This is a genomic window from Streptomyces sp. NRRL F-5630, assembly GCF_000719475.1.
Classification (GTDB): domain Bacteria; phylum Actinomycetota; class Actinomycetes; order Streptomycetales; family Streptomycetaceae; genus Streptomyces.
Map to the genome: position 1 here is coordinate 30,557 of NZ_JOGO01000028.1, position 15,493 is coordinate 46,049.

The following is a 15,493-nucleotide window of genomic DNA, read 5'->3' on the forward strand; positions in this document are numbered from 1 at the left end:
AGGCGACCACGGACCGGCGAACCCCCCTGCCCGCACTCCCGGCCCTGGTCGAAGCAGTCGAGCACCAGCGCGGGGACATCCGGGCCCGTCACGCCACCGGGCGGGAGGCCCCTGCCGGAGCCCCGCCCGCCACCCCGGCGGGCGAGAACCTCTCCCGCCGGGGTGGCGGCGTCCTCCCGCCTCTGCGCCGCCGCCACCGGCCGTCGCCGGGCCCCGACGAGGGAAGAGGAACGTGCCTGCCCCGCCCTTGGCCTGCGGGTGCTGGGCTGGTTGCTGCCGATCTTCCGGGTGTCCGCCGACAGGCTTTGGACGGCCCGGGGCACCCGGCGGTGATTGCGTCGCCGGGCCCGCCGAGGGCCGGCGCCTGACCTGGTCCCGTTCACGGCGACGGTCGTCGCGCCGGAGCGCGGTCGCCGTCCGTCGCCGTGATCCTCGCTGCCACGGTCGGCAGCGAGGCGTCAGGACGCTGACATGCCGGCGTCGATCTTGTGCTCCGCGCCGGTGATGTAGGAGGACTCGTCAGATGCCAGGAACAGCACCAGCGAGGACACCTCGTCCGCCTCCGCGAGCCGGCCGAGGAAGATCTGTGCCAGCGCGTCGCCGCCTTCCTCGTCGGTCGCCTCGACCATCATCGGCGTGTTGATGAAGCCGGGGTGCACGGAGTTCACGGGGATGTTGTCGCGCCCGTACTCCTGGGCGGTCGCCTTCGTCATCCCCCGGGTCGCGAACTTGCTGGCCACGTAGGCGAGGCTCGGGAAACCGTAGTTGGCCCGCAGACCCGCCAGGGACGAGATGTTCACGATCGAGCCGATGCCCGGGCGCTGCATCGACGGGATGACCGCCTTCATCCCCAGGAACTGGGAGTGCTGGTTGATGGCACAGACTTTGAGGTAGTCGTCTTCGTCGAGGTCCGCCGTCTTGGCGATCGGCCCCAGGATGCCCGCGTTGTTCACGAGGACGGTGACGTCACCGAACGCCGTCTCGGTCTCCTCCACGACGCGCCGCCAGTCGTCGGCCTTCGTGACGTCCTGCACCGTGTACCGCGCGTTGTCCCCGAGTTCTTCGGCCAGCTCACGGATGGCGGCCTCGTTGACGTCGGTGAGAGTGACCTTCGCTCCCTCCTTGACGAAGCGGCGGGCGTGCGAGGCGCCCATTCCTCGGCCCGCTCCGGTGATGATCGCGACCTTGTTGTCCAGACGAGCCATGGCAGGGACTCCTTCGTCCTGTGCGGCACCCGACTTTCGGGACCTGGTCCCAAAATACACGCGGGGGCACACGTCGGGTCAGGACAGGTCCCTTCCGTTGAGCAGCGTCTGGAAGGCGTCGGTGACGGGGCGCAGTGCCTCGTCCAGTTCGGCGAAGTCGACCGGCTCGTCCCTGGTGGTCCAGCGCCTGAGCACCGCGACGTAGGCGGCCTGGACCGCGCCGCCGATGGCGGCCGGGACGGGAGCGCTCGCGTCGAGTCCCGTGCGCTCCGCCACGTAGCGGCTCACCGTCTCGGCCCAGACGTGCCAGTGCGCGGCGGTCTCCGCGGCGAGCGCGGGGTCCCGGTCCAGCACGCGGAAGCGGTCGAGCCATGATTCCGGCGCCGCCGCCTGGGACAGGCGTGTCGAGCGGACCACCGCCGCTCGCACGGCCGCCATGACGGGTGCGTCGTCGGCGTCCCGCAGGGCCGACCGCAGCCGCTCGACGGCGCGGTCGAACTCGCCCCACACGATGCCCGCCTTGGAGCCGAAGTAGCGGAACAGCGTCGAGCGGCCGACACCTCCGGCGGCCATGATGGCCTGGAGCGTCGTGGCCTCGTAGCCGTCGCGCAGCAACAGCTCGAAGGCGACCTCCTCAAGGGCTTCGCGGGTCGAGGCCGGCGGTCGTCCGCGGCGCGTACGGGGGCGGGGGCTTGTCATCGTCCGAGCCTAGAGGAGTATTTTCGGTACCTGGTATCAATAATGAGTCGGGAGCGAATGATGCGCGCATGGCAGTTCACCGAAGTCGGGAAACCCCTCACCCTGAGCGAGGTGCCGGCACCGGCACCAGCCGCCGACGAGCTCGTCGTCCACGTCCGCGCCGCCGGACTCTGCCACAGCGACGTCGGATTCCTGGACGGCACGCTGACGTCGCTGCTGCCGTTCCGGCCCATCACCCTGGGGCACGAGATCGCGGGCACCGTGTCCGCCGTGGGGCCTGAGGTGACCGAGTTCTCCGTAGGCCAGAAGGTCGTCGTTCCGGCAGCCATCGAAGGGCCGGGAACTTCGCTGAACGGCGGGTTCGCGGACGAGGTCGTCGTCCCCGCACGGCTCGTGGTCGCCTTGCCCGACGGCGTGCCGTTCGATCAGGCGGCAGCCGCCACCGACGCGGGGCTGACCTCGTACCACGCGGTCGCCGTGCAGGGGCGGGTCGCCTCCGGTGACCGCGTCGGCGTCATCGGGCTCGGTGGGCTCGGTTCGCTCGGCGCGCAGACCGCGCGCGCCCTCGGTGCCAGGCTCTTCGTCGCCGAGAAGAACGAGCGCGTGCACGACTTCGCCCGCTCGCTCGGTGCCGAGAGCGTCGCGAGCGACATCACCGACTTCGCCGGCGAGGGACTCGACGTGGTCATCGACTTCGCGGGGTTCGGGACGACCACCGACGGTGCGATCCATTCCGTGCGGCGCGGCGGACGGATCGTCCAGGTGGGCCTCGGTCGCGCGCGCGGCGAGATCGACCTCCAGGCGCTCACGCTCAACGAGGTGGAGCTGGTCGGCTCGCAGGCCGGGACGAAGGAGGACTGCGTCGCGGTGCTGGATCTCGTCGCCGAAGGCAGCTTGTCGTCGCGCATCACCGAGATCGGCTTCGAGGAGATCGCTGACGGGATCGGCCGCCTTGAGCGAGGAGAAGTGATCGGACGGCTGGTCGCCACGTTCGGATAACGGGTCTCGGGCGGGAGGATCACCCCGGGACCGTCCGGAAACGGCGGGAGCCTTCGTAGTGGTCGCGTCGGGGCTGCCCCGGGGGCGCCTTCGTGCCCGGCCGCGCCTTCACGGCCTCCCGGCCCCGTGGCCTCCGCCGCCGGGCCCGGCGACGGCGCCGCGCTCACCGCGTCATCCCGCCGCCTTCCCCAACGCGTCGAGGACCGGCCGGATCAACGGGTGCTCCTCCGCCCCGCACCGCACGGCCGCGAACACCCTGCGGGTCGGGGCCGCGCCGTCCACCGGGCGGACGACCGCGCCGTCGAGGTCCATGCCCCGCAGCGCCGAGCGCGGGACGAGCGCGACGCCCGCGCCCGCGGCGGCGAGGGCCACCACCGCGCGGAAGTCGTCGGAGAGGTGCTCGATGGGTGGCTGGAAGCCCGCGTGCTCGCAGGCGAGGACGACGACGTCGTGGCAGGGGTTCCCCGGGAAGGGCCCGATCCACGGGTCGGCGGCGAGGTCCGCGAGCGGGACGTGCTCCTCGGCGGCGAGGGCGTGGCCCGGCGGGAGGACCGCGTCGAAGGGCTCCGCGTAGAGCGGGACGCGGGTCAGGCGCGGGTCGTCGGCGCCCGGCGCGCCCCGGTACTCGACGGCCACCGCGACATCCGTGCGGCGGTCGAGGACCATCCGCAGGCTCGCGTCGCCCTCGGCGTCCCTTACCCGCACCCGTATCCCCGGCGCCGTGCCGGCCAGCACCGCGAGCGCCGGGGCCACGACGAGGTTGATGCCGGTCGCGAAGGACGTCACCGTGACCGTGCCCGAGGCGCCCGTGCGGTAGGCGGCCAGCTCGGCCTCCGCGCGCTCCAGCTGGGCGAGGACGGTGTGCGTGTGCGCGAGGAGGATCTCGCCCGGCGGTGTGAGCCGTACGCCCCGGGCGCCGCGCTCGACGAGCCGGTGCCCGGTCTCCTGCTCCAGGGCGCTGAGCTGCTGCGAGACCGCCGAAGGGGTCAGGTAGAGCGCGGCGGCCGCCGCGGTCACCGTGCCGTGGTCCGCCACCGCGCGCAGGATGTGCAGCCGCCGTGCCTCGATCATGGGAACGATTGTCGCAAATCGGCGGAACGGGTGGTGCCGGGGCGGTCGAGCCCCGGGCACCACCCGCTCGGGCGGCTTTGGGCTCAGACCGCCGGCCTGTCCGTCGCCGCGGCCTCGCGCGCCGAGACGAAGGCCGCGACGGCACGGTCCACGTCCTCGGCCGAGTGGGCCGCCGAGAGCTGCACGCGGATGCGCGCCCGCCCCTGCGGCACGACCGGGTACGAGAACGCGGTCACGTACACGCCGCGTTCGAGCAGCAGCTCCGCCATGCGCCCCGCGAGGGCCGCGTCGTGGAACATGACCGGCACGATGGGGTGCTCGCCGGGCAGCAGCTCGAAGCCCGCCTCGCTCATCGCCGCACGGAAGCGCGCGGTGTTCTCGCGCAGCCGTACGCGCTGGTCCGAGGCGCCTTCGAGGAGGTCGAGGACCTTGAGGGAGGCGCCCGCGATGACCGGCGCGAGGCTGTTCGAGAAGAGGTAGGGGCGCGAGCGCTGGCGCAGCAGCGCGACGATCTCGGCCCGCGCGGCCACGTACCCGCCCGAGGCCCCGCCCAGCGCCTTGCCGAGCGTGCCCGTGAGGATGTCGACGCGGTCGCTCACCCCGGCCAGCTCCGGGGTGCCGCGTCCGTTCTCGCCGACGAAGCCGACCGCGTGCGAGTCGTCGACCATGACCATCGCGTCGTAGCGCTCGGCGAGGTCGCAGATCTCGCGCAGCGGGGCGAGGTAGCCGTCCATCGAGAAGACGCCGTCGGTGACGACGAGGCGGCGGCGCGCGTCGCCCGCCTCCTTCAGGCGCTGCTCCAGCTCCGCCATGTCACGGTTCGCGTACCGCAGCCGGCGCGCCTTCGACAGGCGGATGCCGTCGATGATCGAGGCGTGGTTGAGGGCGTCCGAGATGACGGCGTCCTCGGGGCCGAGCAGCGTCTCGAAGACACCGCCGTTGGCGTCGAAGCACGAGGAGTAGAGGATCGTGTCCTCCTGCCCGAGGAACGCGGACAGGCGCCCCTCCAGCTCCTTGTGCACCTCCTGCGTGCCGCAGATGAAGCGGACCGAGGCCATGCCGTAGCCCCAGCGGTCGAGCGCCGCGTGCCCGGCGGCGATGACCTCGGGGTCGTCGGCGAGGCCGAGGTAGTTGTTGGCGCAGAAGTTGAGCACCTCGCCGGGCAGGCCCCCGGCGGTGACGTCGACGGTCGCGGACTGCGGGGTGCCGATGACGCGCTCGGGCTTGTACAGGCCCTCGGCGGCGATCTCGTCGAGAGTGGTACGCAACTGGTCGCGCACGGAACCGAACATGGGGGATTCCTCCGGAGGATGGATGCGGGCGGTACGAAGGTTCAGGCCGCGGGGGAACGGCTCACGCGGTCCAGTCCATGACGACCTTGCCGCCGTGCCCGCTCGCGGCGTCCGCGAACGCGGCCTCGAACTCGGCGGCCGGGTAGCGGCCCGTGATGACGGGGGCCAGGTCAAGACCGCCTTCGAGGAGGACGGACATCGCGTACCACGTCTCGAACATCTCACGGCCGTAGATGCCCTTGATCGTGATCATCGAGGTGACGATCCGGGCCCAGTCGACGGCGAACTCCTGCGCGGGCAGGCCGAGCATCGCGATCTTGCCGCCGTGCGTCATGTTGGCGAGCATGTCGCGCATCGCGGCCGGGTTCCCGGACATCTCCAGGCCGACGTCGAAGCCCTCGCGCAGGCCGAGGAGCCGCTGGCCGTCCGCGAGGGAGGCCGAGGAGACGTCGAGGGCGAGATCCGCGCCGACCTTGCGGGCCAGGTCGAGCCGCGCCTCGCTCACGTCGCTGACCGCCACATTGCGCGCCCCGGCGTGCTTGGCGACGGCCGCGGCCATGAGCCCGATGGGGCCCGCGCCCGTGATGACCACGTCCTCGCCGACGAGCGGGAAGGAGAGCGCGGTGTGCACGGCGTTGCCGAAGGGGTCGAAGATCGCGGCGATGTCGAGGTCGACCGGCTTGCGGTGCACCCACACGTTGGAGGCCGGGAGCACGACGTACTCGGCGAAGCAGCCGTCGCGCCCGACGCCCAGCCCGACCGTGGCGCGGCACAGGTGGCGGCGGCCCGCGAGGCAGTTGCGGCACGTGCCGCACACGAGGTGGCCCTCACCGCTGACGAGGTTCCCCACCTCGATGCCGTTGACGTCGCGGCCCACCGAGACGACCTCGCCCGAGAACTCGTGACCGACGACGAGCGGCGCGCTGACGGCCTGCTGGGCCCAGCCGTCCCAGGCCCGGATGTGCAGGTCCGTGCCGCAGATCCCGGTGCGCAGCACCTTGATGAGCACGTCCCCGGGACCGGCCTCGGGCTCCGGGACCTCCACGAGGCTCAGACCCGGCGCCGCCTTCTCCTTGACCAGTGCCTTCACTCCGGTGGCTCCTCTTCTGTGCGCGCCGCACCGCGCGACCGGCGGACCGGCGGGTACGGAGGGGTGGGGGACAGCCGCGGCCCGACAGGGCGCGCACGACCGGCATCAAGATCCTGCCGCCCCGCACACCACCAGGTCCATCGAGGTTTTCTTAACCGCGCCTGCGGCTTTCCTACAGGCTGCGGGCACCCGGCGGCGTGCGCGGCACGCCGTCCCCGCCGGTGCTCAGCGCGGCGGCAGGTCGTTCAGGATGATCTGGAAGAGCCGGTGGTCGCGCCAGGCGCCGTTGATGTGGAGCATCCGCGGAGCGACGCCGAACTCGGTGAACCCGGCCTTGGCGAGGACGCGCTGCGAGGCGAGGTTGTCGAGCAGCGTCCCGGCCTCCACACGGTGCAGGCCGAGCACCTCGTCCGCGTAGCGGACGACGAAGGCGGCGGCGGCGCCGGTCAGGCCGCGGCCCGCGTACTCCCCGTCGACCCAATAGCCGAGGTTCGCGCTGTTGAGCGGGCCGCGCGCGACGTGCGTGAGCGTGATCGTGCCGACGATCCGCTCCTCGTCCACGAACACCCAGCCGAAGAGCGCCCCGGCCTCCTGCGCGGCGAGCTGGTTCGCGAGCCGCTCGCGCTGCCCGGCGAGCGTGTAGAACTCCTCCGTCCGCACCGGCTCGAACGGCTGGAGGTGGGAGCGGTTGCGCACGTAGGCGTCGAGCAGCGCGGGGGCGTCGCCTCCGGCGAGCGGGCGCAGGAGGATACCCCCGGGGAGGATGGTGTGATCATCGTTCGCCATGTCGGGAGGCTATCCGACCAGCCGGAACGCCGTACGGGCCCGGGCGCGGCCCTCGGCCCGCCCGGCCCCGTGCCGCGTGCGCTCACTGCCCCCCGAGGCCCGTCGTCGCGACGGACTTCACGATCTGGCGCTGGAAGACCATGAAGACGAGCACGAGCGGCAGTGAGGCGAGCATCGCCGCCGCGGCGGACTGCGCGTACTGGAGTCCGTAGGAGTCCTTCACCGTCGAGAGTCCCACCGGGAGCGTCATGAGGTCCGGGTCGCTCGTGCTGACGAAGGGCCACAGGAAGTTGTTCCAGGTCGTGATGAACACGAAGATCGCGACGGCCGCGAGGATGGGGCGCGACAGCGGCAGCACGATGCTCCGGAAGACGCGCAGGCTCCCGGCTCCGTCGATGCGTGCCGCCTCCTCCAGTTCACGCGGCACCCCGTCGAAGAAGCGCTTCAGGATGAACACCATCGCGGGCGCCACGACCTGCGGCAGGATCACCGCCCAGTAGGTGTCGGCGAGGCGGGCCGTGATCATCTCGCGGAACAGCGGCACGATGAGGATCTGCGGCGGCACCATGATCGACGCGAGGGTCAGCGCGAGGAGCGCCTTGCGGCCCCGGAAGAGGGTCCGCGAGAAGCCGTAGGCGGCGAGCGCCGACACGGCGACGGTCAGCGCCGTCACGACGACCGTGACGAGCAGGCTGTTGAACGCCCACAGCGGCAGGTTCCCCTGGCCGAGGATCTCGCGGTACGCGCCGAGCGTGAAGCCGTGCGCGGGTATCCAGCCGTCGTCGGGGGTCGCCGCGTCCGTCTCGCTCTTGAAGGACGTCACGAGCCCCCACGCGAGCGGCAGCAGCCACAGCACGGTCGCCGCGAGCAGGACGAGGAGCGCGACGATCTTCGGGAGCGGCCCCGAGCCGAGCACGGGCCCGGGGCGTACGGAGAAGCGCTGCCCGCGCGGGACCGGCCGGGGCGGGCGGCGGGACGCGGCCACGGGCGGTCGCCCGGCGGAGGGAACGGTCGGGGTGCTCATGTGTCACGCCTCCTTGCGCGAGAAGAGCTTGAACTGCGCGAGCGACAGGATGACGAGGATCGCGAAGAAGACGTACGAGACGGCCGAGGCGTAGCCGAGCCGGTAGCCGGTGAAGCCGGTGTCGTAGATGTACTCCAGGATCGGCCGCGTCGAGCCGTTCGGGCCGCCGCGCGTCAAAAGGTAGATCTGGTCGAACACCTTGAGCGAGGCGAGGACCTGGAGCACGGCGATGAGCCCCGTCGTGCGCCTGAGCTGGGGCAGGGTGATGGACCACAGGCGCCGCCAGGCGCCCGCGCCGTCGAGCGCGGCGGCCTCGTAGAGGTGGTCGGGCACGGCTTGGAGAGCGGCGAGGTAGAGCAGGAAGTTGAAGCCCGCCGTCCACCACACCGTGACGAGGACGACCGCGTACATCGCCCACTTCTCGTCGACGAGCCAGCCGACGCCGTCCAGCCCGATCGCGTGGAGGAAGTTGTTGACCAGTCCCAGATCGGGCTGGAACATCATCGACCACACCTGCCACACGACGGCGACGGGCAGCACGTACGGCGCGAAGAACGCGAACCGCCACAGCCACTGTCCCGGCAGGTTCGCGTGCACGAGCAGCGCCATCGCGAGCGCGAGCACGACGAGCGGTACGGAGGAGAGCACCGTGAAGACGGCGGTGTTGCCGAGGCTCTTCCAGACCTCGGGGTCGGTGAGCGCCTCGGCGTAGTTGCCGAGCCCGGCGAAGGAGCTGTCGCCGTGCCCGGTCAGGCTCGCGTCCGTGAAGCTCATCCAGAGCCCGTAGACGAGCGGGACGAGCAGGAAGAGCCCGAAGAAGAGCAGGAAGGGGGCGACGAAGAGGCCGCCCGAGCCGCTGCGGGGGGAGCGGGCCGCGGGACCGCGCGTGGCCGCGCGGGCGGCCCCGGCGGAGGAGGTGGCTTCGGCGGCGGGGGTCGCCGGGCCCGTGGTGGGGACCGTACTCATCGTTGAGTGCCTTTCTGTCCCGGTCAGGCCGGATTGGGCTTGGAGAGGAAGAAGTCGAGGCCGGAGAGCATCTCGGCGACCGCCCCCCGCGCGGAGTCGGCACCTCGCACCCCTTGCAGGAGGGCACTGCACATCCGCGCCTGGAAGTCCGAGCCGGCGCCCGTGAACCACGCGGGCGGGTCGATCGCGGGATGCTCCGCCGCCGGTGCGTACGAGGACTGCGGGTCGAGCTTCGCGTACGCCTTCGAACCGACGACCGGCAGGTAGGCGGGGATGTGGCCCGCCCGCGCCCACGTCATGCTGCCTTTGAGGAGTTCGGCCACGAGCCGGTGGGCGGCGCGCCGCCGTCCTTCGTCGGCGCTGTCCTGGTGCGGCAGCACGAAGGAGTGGCTGTCGGCGTACGAGGCGGGGGAGCCGAACAGGGTCGGCATCGGCGAGGCCCCGAGGTCGAACTTCGCGCCCTGGAACGTGGGCAGTTCCCACTCGCCCGAGAAGATGAAGGGCGACTGCCCCGTGGTGAAGGCGGCGACCCCGGCGGGGTAGTCCATCGACCGGGAGTCGACGGCCACCTTCGTGAAGAACTCCACCACCTCGGTCATCTTGTCCCGGTCGACCCCCGGCTTCCCGCCCGACAGGTCGAACGCCCCGCCGGTCTGGCTGTAGAGACCCCAGAACATGCGCCAGGCCTGCGCCGTGTCGTTGAACAGGCCCATGACCGGGCCCAGTTTGCCCTTCCTTCCACGCAGTCGCTCGGCCGTCTCCAGGAAGTGAGCGGGCGACTCGGGCGGCAGGAGCCGCCCGTCGCTGTCGAGCAGCCCGGCCTTGTCCATGACGGTGCGGTCGTAGAAGACGACGAAGGGGTGGGTGTCGAAGGGGATCGCGTACGGCTGCTTCTCGAACCGTCCGAGGGCGCGCACGCGCGGGTTGACCTGCTCCTGCGGGACGCCGAACTCTTCGAGGAGCGCGGTGTCCCAGGGGTCGAGCAGGCCGCCCGGTGCGTACCCGGCGAGTCGCGAGAGGTGCATGATCGCGAGGTCGGGGGCGCGACCGCCCGCCGAGGCCATCGCGAGCTTCGTGTAGTACGCGGCGCCCCAGTCCAGGACCGTGTCGTCGGGGTCGAGCCCGGGGACGTCCTCGCGCACCTTCGCGAGCATCCGGCGCATGAGCGCCCCGTCGCCGCCCTGGAAGAGGTGCCAGAAGCGCACCCTGCCCGGCGAGGAGGACACCGAGCCCGCCACCGAGTCGCAGGCGGCGAGGGCGGGGGCGAGCGCGGCGGCCGAGAGCCCGGCGAGGGCGCCGCGCAGCAGACCGCGTCTGGTGGTCGTCACGCTCACCGCTCCTCTCCCGCGGCGCTCCCCGTGCTGCCCAGCTCATAGGCGGCGGGGCGCAGTTGGGCCTCCCGCACCCGGCTCACGTCGAGCTTGTCCGAGCGGTCGAAGCGGTAGACGCCGTTCTGCTCCTGGAAGACATCGGTGAGCTGCGTGTAGCAGTAGCCGAACATGAGCGGGTCGTCGAGCAGGACCCCGGTGAGCCCGGCGAAGCGCGCGTGGAACTCCTCCTCGTCGCGCGGCCGTTGCCCGTACCCCCACGAGACGTCGCGGTCCTCGCCCGCCGCCGCGGCTTCCTCCGGGTTCCACCAGATGCCGCCGAACTCGCTGACGAAGTAGGGCTGTCCGCGATACGGGAGCGACCACACCCGGTCCGGTTCCTCGGGGTTGACGAACGGTTTGTCGTCGGCGAGCCCCGCCATCTGCCGCGCGAAGGCGGCGGGGTCCTGCTCGTAGGTGTGCGCGTCGTACACGTCCGTCTCGGCGACACGGTGCGCGTAGCCGGAGGCGTCGATCACCGGGCGCGAGGAGTCGGCGGCCTTCGTCGCGAGGAACATCGCCCGTGTCACGTCGTCGAGTTGGGTGCGGCGGTCGTGGAGGAGCTGGTGCGTCTCGTTGAGCGGGCACCAGCCGACGATCGAGGGGTGCGCCTGGTCCCGCTCGACGGCCTCCAGCCACTGGTGCACGAAACCGGCGGTCGGTCGCTGGTTGTCCCAGGCCGTGCCGCCGCCCGTGTGCGCGCCCCAGTCGCCGAACTCGCCCCACACGAGGTAGCCGAGCCGGTCGGCGTGCCACAGGAAGCGCTCCTCGAAGACCTTCTGGTGCAGCCGCGCCCCGTTGAAGCCTGCGGCGAGGGAGAGTTCGATGTCGCGCACGAGTGCCGCGTCGTCCGGCGCCGTCATGAGACCGTCCGGGTACCAGCCCTGGTCGAGCACGAGGCGCTGGAAGACGGGCTCGCCGTTGAGCAGGAACCGCTTCCCGTCGAGCGAGACCGCGCGCAGCCCCGCCGTGCACACGGCCCGGTCGACGACCTCGCCCTCCGCGTCGGTCACTTCGAGCAGGACGCGGTAGAGGTGCGGGTCCCGGGGCGACCAGGTGCGCTGCCGCGCGGGCGGCACGGTGAGGACGAGGCGGGGCGCGAGGTCGAGATCGGCCCGTACGGCCGCCTGCGCGACCGTCCCCTCCGCGTCGAGCAGGCGCGCCCGCACGCGGTGCCCCGGGCGGTTGGCGGAGAGCGGAAGCTGCAGGTGGAAGCAGCCTCCCGCGAGATCCGGGGTGATACGAGGGCGGCGCAGGTGCACATCGGCGACCGGCTCCAGCCACACCGTCTGCCAGATCCCCGTCACCCGCGTGTAGTTGCAGGCGTGGTTGGCGTACTCCGTGGACTGCTTGCCGCGCGCCTGCGGCCCGTGGGCGGCGTCCCGCGCCCGTACGACGACGACGGCCTCGTCGCCCGGCTCCACGACCCCGCCGAGATCGGCGCTGAACGGGGTGAAGCCCCCGCTGTGGCGCGCCACTTCGGTGCCGTTGACCCACACCGTCGCGTCGTGGTCGACGGCGCCGAAGTGCAGCACCGGCCGTCGTCCGGCCCACTCGGCGGGGATCGTCACGGTACGGCGGTACCACACGGCGTGCAGGAAGTCGGTGTCCCCGATGCCCGACAACTCCGACTCGGGACAGAACGGCACCGTGATCCGCTCGGGCAGTTCCCGCTCGGCGATCCCCCGTTCGAGGCCGCTGTCCCCGGGGTCGCGCGCGAACTCCCACGTGCCGTTGAGGTTCAGCCACTCCGCACGCGCGAAAGAGGGGCGGGGGTACTCGGGCCGGGGCACGTCAGGGCCGGCATCGAGCGGATGCGGACAGATGCCGTCGTACTCGGGCATGAACTCTCCTCGCGGGGACACCACTTGGGCCATCACTGGGTGGGATCACATGTCAGCACCCGCGTTACATCGTTGTAAAGAGGTGGTGACGGGGTTTGCCGCCCGTGAGCGGGAGAGCACGGAACGCACCGTCCCGACACCGCGGTCGAAAGGGCCGATGCGGGGAGCGCGGAGGCGGGGGAGAGGGGGCGAGGCGCCCGCAAGGGACGCGGGGCGGCGCGTGTCGTGGGCCCGGTCGGTGCGGGAAGCGCGGCAGCCGGGGCACGCGCACCGCCATGTCGGATTTCCGCCAGCCCAGCCTCCGGGGATGTCGCATGCTGGAGGCATGTCAGCCACTCCAGGGGCGGCCCCAGGGACCGCCGCGACCAGCACCGTCGTCAGCGGTCCGCAGGGCGGTCTGCACGCCGACCGGGACCGGTGCGTGCGGGCCGTGCGCTCGCGAGACGCGCGATTCGACGGGTGGTTCTTCACCGCCGTCACCTCGACCGGCATCTACTGCCGCCCGAGCTGCCCGGCCCTCACACCCCGGCCCGAGAACATGGTCTTCCTGCCGAGCGCGGCCGCCTGCCAGCAGGCCGGTTTCCGCGCCTGCAAGCGGTGCCGCCCCGACGCGAGCCCCGGCTCGCCCGAGTGGAACCACCGCGCCGACCTCGTCGCCCGCGCCATGCGGCTCGTCGCGGACGGCGTCGTGGACCGCGAGGGCGTGCCCGGACTCGCGGCCCGCCTCGGCTACAGCGCCCGCCAGGTCGAGCGCCAGCTCAACGCCGAACTCGGCGCCGGGCCGCTCGCCCTCGCCCGCGCCCAGCGCGCGCAGACCGCGCGCCTGCTCATCGAGACGACCGCGCTGCCGATGGCGGACATCGCCTTCGCCTCGGGCTTCTCCTCGATCCGCACCTTCAACGAGACCGTCCAGGAGGTCTACGCCCTCGCTCCCTCCGCGCTCCGTGCCCGCGCCGGGGGCGCCGCCGAGCCCGGCGCGGGCACCGTACGGCTCCGCCTCCCGCTGCGCGGCCCCTTCACGCCCGACAACCTCTTCGGCCACCTCGTCGCGACCGCCGTGCCCGGCGTCGAGGAGTGGCACGACGGCGCCTACCGCCGCACCCTCGACCTCCCGCACGGACCCGGCATCGTCGCGCTGAGCCCCCTGCCGGAGTACGTGGACTGCCGCCTGCGGCTGCGCGAGCTGCGCGACCTGCCCGCCGCGATCAGCCGCTGCCGCCGCCTCCTCGACCTCGACGCCGACCCCGAGGCCGTGGACACGGCGCTCGCGGCCGACCCCGACCTCGCGCCGCTCGTGCGCAAGGCACCGGGGCGCCGCGTACCGAGGACGACCGACGAGGCGGAGTTCGCGGTACGGGCCGTGCTCGGGCAGCAGGTCTCCACCGCGGCGGCCCGCACCCACGCGGGACGCCTGGCCGCCTCGTACGGCACTCCGGTCGACGACCCCGACGGCGGTCTCACGCACCTCTTCCCCCGACCGGCCGCCCTCGCCGCGCTCGATCCCGAGCAGCTCGCGATGCCGCGCAGCCGTCGCCGCACCCTCACGGGCCTCGTCGACGCGCTCGCCGCGGGCACGCTCGCGCTCGGCGCGGACAGCGACTGGGACCTCGCCCGCGCGCGGCTCGCCGAACTCCCCGGGGTGGGACCCTGGACCGTCGAGGTCATCGCCATGCGGGCGCTCGGCGACCCCGACGCCTTCCCCGTCACCGATCTCGGAATCCGCCAGGCCGCGGAAGCGCTCGGCCTGCCCGCGACCCCCGCGGCGCTCACCCGCCGCGCCACCGCCTGGCGCCCGTGGCGCGCCTACGCGACGCAGTACCTGTGGGCGACGTCCGCGCACCCCATCAACGTCATGCCCCGTTCCTGACCCCCGCCCGAGCTTGAGGAAGTGTTTCCCGTGCGCCGTCAGCACACCCTGACCGACAGCCCCTACGGCACGCTCACCCTCGTCGCGACGGACGGTGTGCTCAGCGGCCTCTACCTGCCGCAGCACCGCCACCGCCCCGCCGAGGAGACCTTCGGCGAGCGCGACGAACGCCCCTTCGCCCAGGCGCTCGACCAGCTCGGCGCCTACTTCGCGGGCGAGCTCACGACGTTCGACCTGCCGCTCCACCAGACGGGCACGCCCTTCCAGCGCACCGTCTGGGACGCGCTCGTCCGCATCCCCTACGGCGAGACCCGCAGCTACGGACAGCTCGCCGCCGCGCTCGGCAAGCCCGGCGCGTCCCGCGCGGTGGGCCTCGCCAACGGCCGCAACCCGATCAGCATCGTCGTCCCCTGCCACCGCGTCGTCGGGGCGAACGGGAGCCTGACGGGGTACGCGGGCGGCGTCGACAAGAAGAAGGCGCTCCTCGCGTTCGAGCGGGGGCGGGCGGGGGTGACGACGGGCGGCGCGGACACGCTCTTCGCGCTGTCCTGACCGGCGGGTCCGCTCCGGGCGGAGCCCGGGGTACGGGGCCCGCGTGAACGCCCCCTGGGCGCGCCCCTGGGAAGGAGCCGGTGGCCCCCGGTCCGCTCAGCCCTCCGTCCCGCGCGGCAGCACCCCGTCCTCCAGCTCCACCGTCCCCTCGCCCCGGTCGAGCACGTCGAGCGCCGCCGTGACGCGAGCCGCCAGTTGCGGGGGCAGGAACTCGGCGAGGCGAGTTCTCGGCACCATGCGCCAGGAGAGCAGCTCGGACTCCTGGAGCCGGATCGACCCGAGCCGGCGTTCGGTCAGTACTCCGCCGTCGTAGAGGTGCATGACGATCGGCGGGCGGCCGGGGCCGCGCGACCAGTCGACCGCGAGGAGCCGCCCGAGCGGCAGGTCGAGGCCGATCTCCTCCAGCGTCTCGCGCCGCGCCGCCTCGCGCGGCGACTCGCCCGTGTCCGACTCCACCGTCCCGCCGGGGACGCCCCACCCGGGCCGGTAGTTGGGCTCGACGAGCAGCACCCGCCCCTCCGCGTCCCGGAAGAGCGCCGCCGCCGCCGCGAGCACGCGGGGCAGGCCCGCGATGTAGTCGGCGTACTCGCTGTCCACACTGTTCTCGCTCACGGTCACCGACCTTAGTGCCCGCGCCGCGGACGCGCCGCGCGCTGCGCCCGCCTCCCGGGTGCGCGGGGGCCCCGCCCGCCCCGCCGGTTAGGGTCGCTGCGGCGTGCGCGGCCGGGGAG

General features: G+C 72.8%; 14 protein-coding genes. 3 read left to right on the forward strand and 11 right to left on the reverse strand.

The genetic code is table 11. The features are described 5' to 3' along the window. Positions 1-458: 458 nt before the first annotated feature. Positions 459-1,205: an SDR family NAD(P)-dependent oxidoreductase gene (locus IF99_RS0115340; protein WP_030997047.1), complete on the reverse strand. Its 747-nt coding sequence runs from the start codon at positions 1,203-1,205 to the stop codon at positions 459-461. A 78-nt stretch (positions 1,206-1,283) separates the two neighbouring features. Next, positions 1,284-1,904, reverse strand: a complete 621-nt coding sequence (locus tag IF99_RS0115345; protein ID WP_030997048.1) for a TetR family transcriptional regulator — start codon at positions 1,902-1,904, stop codon at positions 1,284-1,286. Between the two features lie 57 nt (positions 1,905-1,961). Here IF99_RS0115345 and IF99_RS0115350 point away from each other — a divergent pair, with 57 nt between their 5' ends. Further along, positions 1,962-2,903: a zinc-binding dehydrogenase gene (locus IF99_RS0115350; protein WP_234340712.1), complete on the forward strand. Its 942-nt coding sequence runs from the start codon at positions 1,962-1,964 to the stop codon at positions 2,901-2,903. A 171-nt stretch (positions 2,904-3,074) separates the two neighbouring features. Here the strand turns inward: IF99_RS0115350 and IF99_RS0115355 are convergent, their stop codons facing one another. The 8 genes from IF99_RS0115355 to IF99_RS0115390 all read right to left on the reverse strand — a co-directional run bounded on the left by IF99_RS0115355 (position 3,075) and on the right by IF99_RS0115390 (position 12,343). After that, complete coding sequence (locus IF99_RS0115355) at positions 3,075-3,974, reverse strand: LysR family transcriptional regulator (protein ID WP_030997050.1); 900 nt, start codon at positions 3,972-3,974, stop codon at positions 3,075-3,077. 83 nt (positions 3,975-4,057) lie between these two features. Next, on the reverse strand, positions 4,058-5,266 hold the full coding sequence (locus IF99_RS0115360; RefSeq protein WP_030997051.1) for a glycine C-acetyltransferase: 1,209 nt from the start codon (positions 5,264-5,266) through the stop codon (positions 4,058-4,060). A gap of 61 nt (positions 5,267-5,327) precedes the next feature. Further along, positions 5,328-6,356 (reverse strand): L-threonine 3-dehydrogenase, encoded by a 1,029-nt coding sequence (tdh, locus tag IF99_RS0115365; RefSeq protein ID WP_030997052.1) that lies wholly within the window; start codon positions 6,354-6,356, stop codon positions 5,328-5,330. Between the two features lie 225 nt (positions 6,357-6,581). Continuing rightward, on the reverse strand, positions 6,582-7,142 hold the full coding sequence (locus tag IF99_RS0115370; protein ID WP_030997053.1) for a GNAT family N-acetyltransferase: 561 nt from the start codon (positions 7,140-7,142) through the stop codon (positions 6,582-6,584). A gap of 82 nt (positions 7,143-7,224) precedes the next feature. Further along, entirely contained in the window at positions 7,225-8,166 is a 942-nt protein-coding gene (locus IF99_RS0115375) for a carbohydrate ABC transporter permease (RefSeq protein ID WP_030997054.1), read from the reverse strand. A 3-nt stretch (positions 8,167-8,169) separates the two neighbouring features. Continuing rightward, positions 8,170-9,132, reverse strand: coding sequence for a carbohydrate ABC transporter permease (locus IF99_RS0115380; protein ID WP_030997055.1), 963 nt, complete (start codon positions 9,130-9,132; stop codon positions 8,170-8,172). 23 nt (positions 9,133-9,155) lie between these two features. Next, positions 9,156-10,466, reverse strand: coding sequence for an extracellular solute-binding protein (locus IF99_RS0115385; protein ID WP_030997056.1), 1,311 nt, complete (start codon positions 10,464-10,466; stop codon positions 9,156-9,158). Then, a complete protein-coding gene (locus IF99_RS0115390) occupies positions 10,463-12,343 on the reverse strand; it encodes a glycoside hydrolase family 2 protein (protein ID WP_030997057.1) in 1,881 nt (626 codons plus the stop codon). Before IF99_RS0115390 ends, IF99_RS0115385 begins: the two co-directional genes overlap by 4 nt. Positions 12,344-12,740: 397 nt before the next feature. On the opposite strand from IF99_RS0115390, the gene IF99_RS0115395 reads away from it, so the two are divergent. Both IF99_RS0115395 and IF99_RS0115400 read left to right on the forward strand, forming a co-directional pair. Continuing rightward, entirely contained in the window at positions 12,741-14,210 is a 1,470-nt protein-coding gene (locus IF99_RS0115395; protein ID WP_030997058.1) for a DNA-3-methyladenine glycosylase 2, read from the forward strand. A gap of 30 nt (positions 14,211-14,240) precedes the next feature. Further along, positions 14,241-14,762 carry a methylated-DNA--[protein]-cysteine S-methyltransferase gene (locus IF99_RS0115400; protein WP_030997059.1) on the forward strand — a complete coding sequence of 174 codons (522 nt, stop codon included), beginning with the start codon at positions 14,241-14,243 and terminating at the stop codon, positions 14,760-14,762. Positions 14,763-14,858: 96 nt separating this feature from the next. Here IF99_RS0115400 and IF99_RS0115405 read toward each other — a convergent pair whose 3' ends face one another. Next, positions 14,859-15,359, reverse strand: a complete 501-nt coding sequence (locus IF99_RS0115405) for an NUDIX domain-containing protein (RefSeq protein WP_030997060.1) — start codon at positions 15,357-15,359, stop codon at positions 14,859-14,861. Between the last annotated feature and the right edge of the window lie 134 nt (positions 15,360-15,493).

Excerpts from the sequence above, each read along its gene's own strand:
- IF99_RS0115355 (WP_030997050.1), bottom strand. The coding sequence starts at position 3,974 with ATGATCGAGGCACGGCGGCTGCACATCCTGCGCGCGGTGGCGGACCAC.
- IF99_RS0115360 (WP_030997051.1), bottom strand. The coding sequence starts at position 5,266 with ATGTTCGGTTCCGTGCGCGACCAGTTGCGTACCACTCTCGACGAGATC.
- IF99_RS0115375 (WP_030997054.1), bottom strand. The coding sequence starts at position 8,166 with ATGAGCACCCCGACCGTTCCCTCCGCCGGGCGACCGCCCGTGGCCGCG.
- IF99_RS0115340 (WP_030997047.1), bottom strand. The coding sequence starts at position 1,205 with ATGGCTCGTCTGGACAACAAGGTCGCGATCATCACCGGAGCGGGCCGA.
- IF99_RS0115390 (WP_030997057.1), bottom strand. The coding sequence starts at position 12,343 with ATGCCCGAGTACGACGGCATCTGTCCGCATCCGCTCGATGCCGGCCCT.
- IF99_RS0115370 (WP_030997053.1), bottom strand. The coding sequence starts at position 7,142 with ATGGCGAACGATGATCACACCATCCTCCCCGGGGGTATCCTCCTGCGC.
- IF99_RS0115380 (WP_030997055.1), bottom strand. The coding sequence starts at position 9,132 with ATGAGTACGGTCCCCACCACGGGCCCGGCGACCCCCGCCGCCGAAGCC.
- IF99_RS0115345 (WP_030997048.1), bottom strand. The coding sequence starts at position 1,904 with ATGACAAGCCCCCGCCCCCGTACGCGCCGCGGACGACCGCCGGCCTCG.
- IF99_RS0115350 (WP_234340712.1), top strand. The coding sequence starts at position 1,962 with ATGATGCGCGCATGGCAGTTCACCGAAGTCGGGAAACCCCTCACCCTG.